Origin of the sequence: Streptomyces sp. NPDC057638, assembly GCF_042800315.1 — a bacterium.
Classification (GTDB): Bacteria; Actinomycetota; Actinomycetes; order Streptomycetales; family Streptomycetaceae; genus Streptomyces.
On sequence record NZ_JBHVHF010000297.1, the window covers coordinates 1 to 9,968 of the forward strand.

The window sequence follows — 9,968 nt, forward strand, 5'->3', positions numbered from 1 at the left end:
GGGCCGTTACAAGCCGCCGCGCGGCCCGGGGCGGGGAGCCCGTCCGGCGCCCCGGGGCCGTACGACCCCGCCTCGCGATGCGCGCCGGGATCCGTCGGAAGGCGTTCGTGAACCGGGCCGGGAGCCCATCGGGCGGGTCGGCTTGTCGGCCGGCGGTGGCCCGGCGCTCCCGCCCCGTGGCGGACCGTCGGCGGACCCTGCCGGGCGTACCGGACCCGCGTCGTCAGCGCGGCCGCCCGGTGGCGTCGGTACCTGCTCCCCTGGCTCCGGTTCCGCACGGAAGCAGCCGCGCACCGTCTCCGGGTCGAGCGCCTCGTTGCACGCCTGGTGCAGCAGACGGGCGAGGAGATAGCCGGGATCCCGGCGCAGGGCCGCGCCGAGGGCGACGCGGCCGGCCGGCTCGTCCCCCGTGGACCAGGCGACCCATCCGGCGAGGGTCAGAGGCGCCGCGGCGTGTTCCGCGTAGGGGCCGACGCAGCGGCGTGCCAGGGCTCGCCAGAGCCGCAACGCCCGCCCCGCCCCCGGCTCCTGCCACCACTCGGCGGCCCGGTCCCGGGTGATCCGGTCCTGTAAACCCATGATCAGCGCGGCGGCCTCGTCGTCAGTGACGAGCCGGTCGTCCGCCGCGTCCGCCATGGACCAGCCCACCGTGGGCACCGGGCCGGAGAACCGGCGCATCACCTCCTGGGCCAACCGGAGGGTGTCCGCCATGGCCCGCTCACGACCGCCCTGGCCAAGGATCCTCGGCACCAGCGCGGCGGCGGCCCGGTCGAGTGCCTCCTCCTGTCCCGGCCGCCCGGACACCTGCGACGGCTCCAGCCGCGCCTCCATGTCCCTCAGCGAACCGCGCACGTGAACGCCCGCGTAGGTGGCCGCCGCGGCCATCAGCGAGGTCCCCGGAAGGACCTGGGTCCTGCCCTCGGCCGGGCAGCAGCGCTCGTCGGGACAGCAGTAGGACCAGAAGCGCCCGCCGGACAGACACAGTGCCTCGTACACGGGTACGTCCAGCTCACCGCAGGCGACTCTCAGCCGCTGAGCGAGCGGACGCAGGCGTTCCATGACGGCGCGGCCCGACTCGCCTCCGGCCGGATCCTGGCAGAGGAAGACGACCATGCCGTCCGGGCGGCCACCGTGCCGTTCACTCCCGTCGACGAGACAGCGCGCGAGCTGCCGGGCTACGGCCGCCCACTCCTCCGCGTCACGCGGAATCCCGAGCCGCACCCGGCCGCCGAAGCGGCCGCGGCTGCCGTGGAGGGCCACGACGACGATGGAGTCGGTCGGCCGGTAGCCGAGCACATACGGCAGGGCGTCGGCCAGCTCGGCCGGACTGCGCAGGATGATCTGCTGGTCACCGGTGCGACCGGTGGGTTCGTGGTGTTTGCTCATGCCCCGACGGTCCCCCGGGTCAGGTCGGCTCCGCGACCCCTGTGGATAACGTTGTCCACAGGCCCGGCGGTCAGGTTCGCGCATTGTCGGTGCCATCGGGTTGCATGGAGGCATGGAGCACGCAGACCACGCAGACCTCTCGGCCCCCGCGGCCTCCTCCGATCTGAGGGCGGCCGCCGACGCGGTGCTCGCCCGGCTCGTCTCGGACGGCACGGGCACCGCCCGGCTGCGCGAGGACCAGTGGCGCGCCATCGAGGCCCTCGTCGCGCATGGACGGCGGGCCCTTGTCGTCCAGCGGACCGGCTGGGGCAAGTCCGCCGTGTACTTCGTCGCCACCGCGCTGCTGCGGCAGCGGGGCGCCGGGCCGACCGTGATCGTCTCCCCCCTGCTCGCGCTGATGCGCAACCAGGTGGAGGCGGCGGCCCGCGCGGGCGTCCGCGCGCGGACGATCAACTCGTCCAACCCCGAGGAATGGGACACCATCCAGGAGGAAGTGGCGGCCGGTGCCGTGGATGTGCTCCTGGTCAGCCCCGAGCGGCTGAACAACCCGGACTTCCGGGACCAGGTGCTCCCGAAGCTGGCCGCCGCCACCGGCCTGCTGGTGGTGGACGAGGCACACTGCGTCTCGGACTGGGGCCATGACTTCCGCCCCGACTACCGCCGGCTGCGCACCATGCTGGCGGAGCTACCCGCGGGCGTGCCCGTGCTCGCCACCACGGCGACGGCCAACGCCCGGGTGACCGCCGACGTCGCCGAACAGCTCGGCACGGGCGCGGGCACGGACGCCCTGGTCCTGCGCGGTTCCCTCGACCGGGAGAGCCTGAGCCTGGGGGTGGTGCGGCTGCCCGACGCGGCCACCCGCCTGGCCTGGCTGGCGGACCACCTCGACCAGTTGCCGGGCTCCGGCATCATCTACACGCTCACGGTCGCGGCGGCCGAGGAGGTCACGGCCTATCTGCGACAGTGCGGCCACACCGTCGCGCCCTACACGGGACGCACGGAGAACGCCGACCGCCAGCAGGCCGAGGAGGACCTCCTGGCCAACCGGGTCAAGGCCCTGGTGGCCACCTCCGCCCTGGGCATGGGGTTCGACAAACCAGACCTCGGCTTCGTCGTGCATCTCGGCTCGCCCTCCTCCCCGATCGCCTACTACCAGCAGGTGGGCCGGGCCGGGCGTGGCGTGGAGCACGCCGAGGTACTGCTGCTGCCCGGCCCGGAGGACGAGGCGATCTGGCGGTACTTCGCGTCGGTGGCGTTCCCGCCGGAGGAGCAGGTGCGGCGCGCCCTCGACGCCCTGGCGGCCGCCGGGCGCCCCCTGTCGCTCGCCGCGCTGGAGCCCCTGGTCGAGCTGCGCCGCACCCGGCTGGAGACCATGCTCAAGGTCCTCGACGTGGACGGCGCGGTACACCGGGTCAAGGGCGGCTGGACCGCCACCGGCCAGCCCTGGCGGTACGACGCGGAGCGGTACGCCCGGGTGGCCCGCCAGCGCGAGATCGAACAGGAGGCGATGCGCGGCTACGCGCGGTCGCGGGAGTGCCGCATGGAGTTCCTGCGGCGGCAGCTGGACGACGAGGAGGCGACCGCGTGCGGGCGCTGTGACAACTGTGCCGGGGCCCGGTTCGGCGACACGGTCTCCGAGGCCGCTCTCACCGCCGCGCGGGGGGAACTGAGCAGGCCGGGTGTGGACGTGGAGCCGCGCAAGATGTGGCCGACCGGGCTCGCGGCGGTGGGGGTGGATCTCAAGGGCCGTATCCCGCAGGGGGAACAGGCCGGGCCGGGCCGGGCGCTGGGGCGGCTCTCGGACATCGGCTGGGGAAACCGGCTGCGCCCGATGCTCGCTCCGGACTCCCCCGACGGACCGGTACCGCATGATGTGGTCGACGCGGTGGTGACCGTACTGGCGGACTGGGCGCGTGCCAGCGGCGGCTGGGCCTCCGGCGCCGCCGACGCCCCCGCACGGCCGGTCGGCGTGGTCACCGTCGCCTCGCGCGGCCGTCCCCGGCTCGTGGGGTCGCTCGGTGCCCGGATCGCCGAGATCGGACGTATGCCGTTGCTGGGGGCGGTGGAGTACCGGGAGGACGGTGAGGAGTCACGGCCCTCCCGGACCAACAGCGCCCAGCGGGTGCGGGCCCTGCACCACGCCTTCACCGTGCCCGCGCCCCTCGCGGAAGCCGTCGCGGCGGCGGACGGGCCCGTCCTGCTCGTCGACGACCTCTCGGACACCGGCTGGACGCTGGCGGTGACGGCCAGGCTGCTGCGCAGGGCCGGAGCGAAGGGGGTGTATCCGCTGGTCCTCGCCGTTCAGGCATGACGGGTGGAGGCGACGGACGGGACCTGGGCGATCAGGCGAAGGGATATCCAAGGCATACCCACTGATTCCTGCCGCTGGCGTCAAATTGCTCGTTGCCGCATTCCGCAGCGCCAGCAAGAATTGGAACGCTCCCCACACGGCCCGTCCAACGGTCCTCAAGGGCTGTGTCGCGGTGCGCCCTCACCCGACCCTGCCCGCTCTGTGGGCGCGTATGCGAAGGGAGGAACGTGACCTTCGGATTCGCTTCGTCCGCAGCCACTTCGATCACCAACGCCAGCTCTGCCAGCCGACTCAGAGTGCTCGAACCCGCCGAGTGGGCGGCCGCCGGTATCCCGCTGCTGCGCAATCCGCGGGAGGTGGTCAGTGGACTGCACGCCCGGCACCGTCCGACGCCCACGACGGCCGTCGTGGCGGTGCTCGACCCGGAGGAGCGACTCACCGCCAGCGCGTCCTTCGCCCGGCACTCCGCCCCGGTGGACGGCTGGGAGTTCCGCAACGCGCTCCTGGCGCATCTACGCCGGGTGATTCCACATGATCTGCGCCGCCGCGCCCCCGTCCGTACCGCCGTCCTGCTCTACTGCCGCGACGGCGACGAGCGGTGGACCGAGGAAGACGGCGCGTGGATGTGGGGCCTGCGAGACGCGTGCACGCTGCACGGATTGCGCTGTGGTGCCTACATCACGCTGACCCGGGGCGGCTGGCAGGTTCTGGGCGAGGGCCGGGGCGGCCGACGGCCCAGCTCCACCTCGACGCCCGGGGATCTCGCCGACGTGTCGGTGAGTGAGCCGCTGGAACTGCGCACGGCCAGCGGAGCGCCCGAGGCACTGCGCCGTACCGCCGCACGCTGACCCGCGCGTTCACGCACGACCAAGCCCCCCCCGGTACGGCAACAGGGGTTCCGCACCGCCACGAGACCGCGGATGGCGGCCCGGGCCGACGCGGGCGGACGGCCACGGAACAGGGGCGGCCGAGCCTCAGGGGCTGGCGCGACGGGCCGGATGTCAGGGCTCGCACCGGAGCCGGCGGCATCGAGGGTTCCGGGGCTGGTGCGCCCGGCGGAAGGGCCCGCCGGCCCGGACGGCGAAGGTCAGGGGCGGCAAAGGCCCCGGGCGACGACGCGCCTGGACGCGTCGAACGCGTCGCGGAAGGCAGCGGGCCCCCACGGGTCCACGGCTCCCCGGTGGCCGTCTCTCCGGCTGCCCGTCGGCAGGCAGCCGGAGCACGATGGCGCGGCGTGGGACGCGTCAGACGCCCGCGCCGAGCGCGGTGTTGGCCAGCTGCGAGTCACCACAGACGATCAGCAGCGCACCCGCCTTCGCCGTGGCCTCGCTCAGGGCACGGACCGATTCGTCGTCGTTTCCGCCGTTGAGGGCGACGACGACCACGGGACGGAGGGAGGTCTGGCCCACCGTGTCGGCGGCGGCGTAGAAGACGTCGTCCCCGGCCGCTTGCTGTGCCCAGTACGCGGCTTCGCCGAAGGTCAGCTCATGGGCGGCCCAGGGGTGGAGTTCGCCCGTGGTGAGCACCAGGACCTCGCCCGGGGCGCGGCCCGAGTCGAGCAGCAGGTCCACGGCCTCCTCGGCGGCGTCGACGGCGCCGTCCGCGGGCGCCGGTATCAGCTGGATCTGCGGCTGGGAAGGATTCCGCGGAGCAGCCGGCCGGGGCTGTCCCGCGGTGGGGTGCGTACGCTGCGCCGGAGGTGCGGGCCGGGCGGGGCCGGGGCCCGGCTGAGCGGGTCGCGGCGAGGCCACGGGACGCGGGCCGGGTACGGGGCGAGGGGTCGACGCGGTACGGCCGGTGGCCGGAGTGACGCGGGGACCCTGGGCACTCTCGTGAATCTGAGGCTCCTCGGGTATGAGAGGCATAAAGGGATGTCTATCAAATGCCGGTTCGAGCGGCATCGGCGGGTGGGCACTTGCGTGCGGCTGCCCTGCGGGGAGGGCCGGTTCAGAAATCGAAGCCGAGTTGGCCCCCGCTCTCCAGTTCCGCCGCCGCAGCGGTGATCCGAACCTTCTTGAGATGCCGCCACTGGGGCAGCGCGTCCAGATAGGCCCAGGAGAGGCGGTGGTACGGCGTGGGCCCCCGCTCGGCGAGGGCGGCCTTGTGGAGGGGAGAGGGGTAACCGGCGTTGGCGGCGAAGCCGAAAGCGGCGTACTCGTCAGGGAGTTCGGCCATCATCGCGTCCCGGCGCACCTTCGCGATGACGGACGCCGCCGCGACCGCGACACAGGACTGATCCCCCTTGATCACCGTACGGACACGCCAGGGATCACCCAGGTAGTCATGCTTCCCATCGAGGATGACGGCGTCGGGGCGCACCGGCAGCCCGTCGAGTGCCCGGCAGGCGGCGAGGCGCAGGGCCGCCGTCATCCCGAGTTCGTCGATCTCCTCGGGCGAGGAGTGCCCCAGGGCGTGCGCGGTGACCCAGCCCTCCAGCTCTGCGGCGAGCTCTCCCCGGCGCTTGACGGTGAGCAGTTTGGAGTCGGTCAGTCCCTCGGGCGGTCGGCGCAGTCCGGTGATCGCGGCGCACACCGTGACGGGACCGGCCCACGCTCCGCGTCCGACCTCGTCGACACCGGCGACGATCTTCGCTCCGGTCGTGGCTCTGATCGAGCGTTCGACCCTGTGGGTGGGTGGTTCATACGGCATGGCGCCAGCAAGCGTACGCCGCCACACCCCCGTCGCGACAACCGGATTCGGATCTCGGTTCGACCGCGGGGCCCTGGCGCCCCTTCCGCTGCGTCACCGGGCGCCGGAACGAGTCCCACCGCTTCGTCGACCAGCGGCCCTGGCCCGGGCGCGCCACCTCCGTGCGAGAGCCGAACGATCGATCAGCCGACGCGCTTCCAGGTGCTATGCGACCGCGAAGACGCCAGGCCACCGGCACCGAAGCAAGCCGAGCGCGGAGCACCGCCACCCGGCTCCGGAGCGGATGACGCCCCATAGCGGCCGCGCGGTACCCGGAGCGCCAGCCCTGGCCCACCCGTCGCAGGCGCGAACACAGCACCGCTACGCGCCTCCCCTGTCACGCGTCCCTCCGGGGCGCCAGGGCACTGCAAGCCCCCGGGCGCCGCGACGGGTCCGGATACGGCTCGCGGCCAGGGAGACGCGTACGGAATCCGGCACCTGGGCAACGCGCTCCCGTCAGGCCCGCTCGACGCGACGGCGGGCACCCCGCGGGCTCGGATCACCGCGCGCCCTCCCTCGCCCCGTACGCGGTCAGCGCGGGACCGAGGGCACCCAGTCCGGCAGTGCCTCCGTACGCTCCAGCCATGCCGCGGGAAGACGGTCGCCCGCGCCCGCGGCGATCACCCCGCAGGCGATGGCGCAGGTGGTGTCCATGTCCCCGCCCACCTGCGCCGTCGTCCAGAACCCCGTCACGGGATCACCGAGCGCGCGGGCCGCCGACCAGAGCGCGAAGGGGACCGTGTCATGCGCGCTGGTACGCCGTCCGCAGCCGAGGACGGCGGCGACCGTGCCCGGGTCGCCGTAGTCGAGCATGTCGCGCGCCCGGCGCAGCCCGGCGCCGACGGCACTCCGCGGCACCAGGGCGATCACCCCGTCCAGCAGCGCGCCGGGCTCCGGCGGCCCGGCCGGATCGGCGGCGAGCGCGGCCGCCGCGGCGACCGCCATCGTGCCGACGACCGCCTCGCGGTGCTGGTGCGTGGTGTACGAGGAGATCTCGGCCTGGTGCGTGGCCTGCTCCGGGTCGTCCGCGTACCAGGCCCCCAGCGGCGCGATCCGCATCGCGGCGCCGTTGCCCCAGGAGCCCTGTCCCTGGAAGAGCGCCGCGGCGAGTTCTCGCCAGTCGCCGCCTTCCTTGATCAGCCGGAGGATGCGGTCGACGGCGCGCCCGTAGCCCCGGTCGGTGTCATGGTGGGCGGCGAAGGACGCCGCGAGCGCGTCCTGGTCGATCCGGCCATGGGCCGCGAGCACGGCCACCACCGAGCAGGCCATCTCGGTGTCGTCGGTCCACCGCCAGGTACCCGGTGGCAGCTCGCGCCGCTTCAGCAGGGGGTGGTGCGAGGGGACGGAGAGCTGGGAGCCGAGCGCGTCTCCCACGGACAGTCCGCGCAGGCTGTCCAGGGCGCGTGCCAGGCGCCGGTCGTCAGCGGGATCAAGGGTCATCTTCCTGCCACTCTATCCGGTGACCCCATACGGTTCGGGGATCCTCCAGCGCTCGAAGGGCCGGTCCAGGGCGTAGCGCCCGTCCTCACCGAGGGTCAGTATCCGGGTCTCGCCGTTGCCCGGATTGGAGAGCGACTCGAACTCCGCGACGGTCCAGTGGAACCAGCGCATACAGAACAGGCGCATGGTCAGCCCATGGGTCACGAGCAGCACGTTCGGCGGGTGGTCGGGGGACTCGAAGCTGCGGTAGAGGCTCTCCAGGAAGGCACCGACCCGGTCGTACACATCCGCTCCCGACTCCCCCTGGGCGAAGCGGTAGAAGAAGTGCCCGTAGGCGTCCCGGTACGCCTTCTGGAGCCGGACGTCCTCACGGTCCTGCCAGTTCCCCCAGTCCTGCTCCCGCAGCCGTGGCTCCTCACGCACCCGGACCAGGGCGGGGTCGAGGGCGAAGGCCCGGAACGTCTGATGGGTGCGCCGGTAGGGCGACACATAGACACTGACCCGTTCCTCGCCGAAGAGCGTGCGCAGCCGGGCGCCCACCGCCTCCGCCTGTGCCAGCCCCCCGGCGGTCAGCCGCAGGGCGTGGTCGGGCTCCCGTTCGTACACGGTGTCGTCGGCGTTTCCCTCCGACTCTCCGTGCCGGACGAGGACGATGCGTCGCGGTCGTGCCATGTCCCGACCCTAGATCGCTCTCCGCGCGGACGGCGGGCGGGGCGGAGTCCATCCGGCGTATCGGCGGGGAGTACGGTGCGGAACCGGGCGAAAGGGGCCCGCTCACACGGTCCACGAGGGTTCGAGCTGTACGACGTCCCCGGAGAGCGCCGCGACATCGGCCTCCGTCTGGGCCCGCAGCAGGAGCCGCTCCACCCGCTCACGGCGGTACTTCCCGTGCTCCGCCTCGGAGCGCCACATCGAGAGCACCAGGAACTCATGGCCCGGCGCCTCACCGAAGACGCCACGCACCATGCCGGGGGACCCGGCCATCGCCGGGTTCCAGACCTTCTCCTGCATCAGCGCGTAGTGCTCGACCCGGTCCTCGCGCACTGTGCTGTGGGCGACGCGTACGACGTCCACCCCCGTGAAGCGCGGTTCGAACCCCGTCTTCACATCGAAGCGGTAGTCGAACAGCTTCACCTGCGGGTCGCGGTACGTCCCGGACTGGCCGGAGGCCAGCCGGTCGTGCGAACGGGCCATGAACGAGTCGTAGAACGCCCTGCTCTCCCAGAACGAGAAGACATGCGCGACCTGGGGCCTCGCCTTGCTCCATCCGCCGCCCTGCCCACGGAATCCCGGCTCACCCAGCAGCCCCGCCCACCTTCGCTGCCCCCGTTCGAACCCACGACGGTCCACCACGGTGCAGCGAATCCACTTGACCAGCACCGCGCCATCGTACGGCCCCGGCCGCCGCCGGGGTCATCCCTCCCCGCAGGTGCTCCGGCCGGGCGCCCCGGGGTACGCCCACGAGACCCGCCATGTGCCCATGACGCGCCGAACCGACCATGGCGTACACCCGCCAAGCCCTCGCCCCGGCCCCCGGAGAACGGATACGGTCAATTGACGGCGAAACCCCGGACGTTGTGGGAGAGGTACATCTGGTGAGCACCCTGAACAAAGGAGTCGGCACGGTCGAGGTGGGTCTGCGGTGGGATCCGAGCCCCAGGGGCACGAACCCTCATGACCTCGACATCGTCGCCGGGACCTACCGGGCGGACGCCCTCCGGGGCGATCCGGCGTACGTCGTGCACTTCGACAGCAGGTCCCCCGACGGCACCATCACCCTGGCCCGGGACAGCAAGACCGGGCAGGGCTTCGGCTTCGACGAGGTCATGAAACTGGAGTTCGGCCGGCTCGCCCCCGTCTACGGGAGGGTCGTGGTCGGTGTCGTGATACAGCAGCGGCACGGGCGCCGGGTCTTCGGCGAGGTACCCAACACCCAGGTCAGAGTCTCCGAGGGGCACACCGAGCTGTGGTCCGACGCGTTCGCGGGGGTCCCGGACGCGACGGCGGCCGTGGTGGCCGAGTTCATCCGCGACGACGGCGGGGTCTGGCGCTACCACGAGACGCTCCGGGGCTACGACTCCGACCCGCAGTCCTTTCTGGCCCTGATGGGCACCGCCTGAGCGCACCCCGGCCCGGCGGGACC

Annotated in this window: 9 protein-coding genes; 3 read left to right on the forward strand and 6 right to left on the reverse strand. The window is 73.1% G+C overall.

What is annotated here, in order from left to right; all coding sequences use genetic code 11:
* Nucleotides 1-6 precede the first annotated feature (6 nt).
* The gene (locus ACFVIM_RS28700; protein ID WP_384307215.1) at nucleotides 7-1,386 is read right to left on the reverse strand and encodes a DUF4192 domain-containing protein; all 1,380 of its coding nucleotides are present in this window, start codon (nucleotides 1,384-1,386) and stop codon (nucleotides 7-9) included.
* 112 nt (nucleotides 1,387-1,498) lie between these two features.
* Between ACFVIM_RS28700 and ACFVIM_RS28705 the strand changes: the two genes are divergently transcribed.
* Both ACFVIM_RS28705 and ACFVIM_RS28710 read left to right on the forward strand, forming a co-directional pair.
* On the forward strand, nucleotides 1,499-3,697 hold the full coding sequence (locus tag ACFVIM_RS28705; protein WP_384307218.1) for a RecQ family ATP-dependent DNA helicase: 2,199 nt from the start codon (nucleotides 1,499-1,501) through the stop codon (nucleotides 3,695-3,697).
* A 227-nt stretch (nucleotides 3,698-3,924) separates the two neighbouring features.
* Nucleotides 3,925-4,545 (forward strand): hypothetical protein, encoded by a 621-nt coding sequence (locus ACFVIM_RS28710; protein ID WP_384307221.1) that lies wholly within the window; start codon nucleotides 3,925-3,927, stop codon nucleotides 4,543-4,545.
* Nucleotides 4,546-4,941: 396 nt separating this feature from the next.
* On the opposite strand, the gene ACFVIM_RS28715 is transcribed toward ACFVIM_RS28710, so the two are convergent.
* The 5 genes from ACFVIM_RS28715 to ACFVIM_RS28735 all read right to left on the reverse strand — a co-directional run bounded on the left by ACFVIM_RS28715 (nucleotide 4,942) and on the right by ACFVIM_RS28735 (nucleotide 9,205).
* A complete protein-coding gene (locus tag ACFVIM_RS28715) occupies nucleotides 4,942-5,562 on the reverse strand; it encodes a hypothetical protein (RefSeq protein WP_384307224.1) in 621 nt (206 codons plus the stop codon).
* A gap of 82 nt (nucleotides 5,563-5,644) precedes the next feature.
* Entirely contained in the window at nucleotides 5,645-6,346 is a 702-nt protein-coding gene (locus tag ACFVIM_RS28720) for a ribonuclease HII (RefSeq protein WP_384307227.1), read from the reverse strand.
* Nucleotides 6,347-6,916: 570 nt separating this feature from the next.
* The gene (locus tag ACFVIM_RS28725; RefSeq protein ID WP_384307229.1) at nucleotides 6,917-7,825 is read right to left on the reverse strand and encodes an ADP-ribosylglycohydrolase family protein; all 909 of its coding nucleotides are present in this window, start codon (nucleotides 7,823-7,825) and stop codon (nucleotides 6,917-6,919) included.
* A gap of 12 nt (nucleotides 7,826-7,837) precedes the next feature.
* The gene (locus tag ACFVIM_RS28730) at nucleotides 7,838-8,497 is read right to left on the reverse strand and encodes a histidine phosphatase family protein (protein ID WP_384307232.1); all 660 of its coding nucleotides are present in this window, start codon (nucleotides 8,495-8,497) and stop codon (nucleotides 7,838-7,840) included.
* 102 nt (nucleotides 8,498-8,599) lie between these two features.
* The gene (locus tag ACFVIM_RS28735) at nucleotides 8,600-9,205 is read right to left on the reverse strand and encodes a YdbC family protein (protein WP_384307235.1); all 606 of its coding nucleotides are present in this window, start codon (nucleotides 9,203-9,205) and stop codon (nucleotides 8,600-8,602) included.
* 215 nt (nucleotides 9,206-9,420) lie between these two features.
* On the opposite strand from ACFVIM_RS28735, the gene ACFVIM_RS28740 reads away from it, so the two are divergent.
* Nucleotides 9,421-9,945: a TerD family protein gene (locus ACFVIM_RS28740; RefSeq protein WP_384307238.1), complete on the forward strand. Its 525-nt coding sequence runs from the start codon at nucleotides 9,421-9,423 to the stop codon at nucleotides 9,943-9,945.
* Nucleotides 9,946-9,968 lie beyond the last annotated feature (23 nt).

What these genes read in the sequence shown, in the direction of transcription:
- ACFVIM_RS28730 (WP_384307232.1), bottom strand. Translation starts at nt 8,497, where the DNA reads ATGGCACGACCGCGACGCATCGTCCTCGTCCGGCACGGAGAGTCGGAG.
- ACFVIM_RS28705 (WP_384307218.1), top strand. Translation starts at nt 1,499, where the DNA reads ATGGAGCACGCAGACCACGCAGACCTCTCGGCCCCCGCGGCCTCCTCC.
- ACFVIM_RS28700 (WP_384307215.1), bottom strand. Translation starts at nt 1,386, where the DNA reads ATGAGCAAACACCACGAACCCACCGGTCGCACCGGTGACCAGCAGATC.
- ACFVIM_RS28725 (WP_384307229.1), bottom strand. Translation starts at nt 7,825, where the DNA reads ATGACCCTTGATCCCGCTGACGACCGGCGCCTGGCACGCGCCCTGGAC.
- ACFVIM_RS28715 (WP_384307224.1), bottom strand. Translation starts at nt 5,562, where the DNA reads ATGCCTCTCATACCCGAGGAGCCTCAGATTCACGAGAGTGCCCAGGGT.
- ACFVIM_RS28720 (WP_384307227.1), bottom strand. Translation starts at nt 6,346, where the DNA reads ATGCCGTATGAACCACCCACCCACAGGGTCGAACGCTCGATCAGAGCC.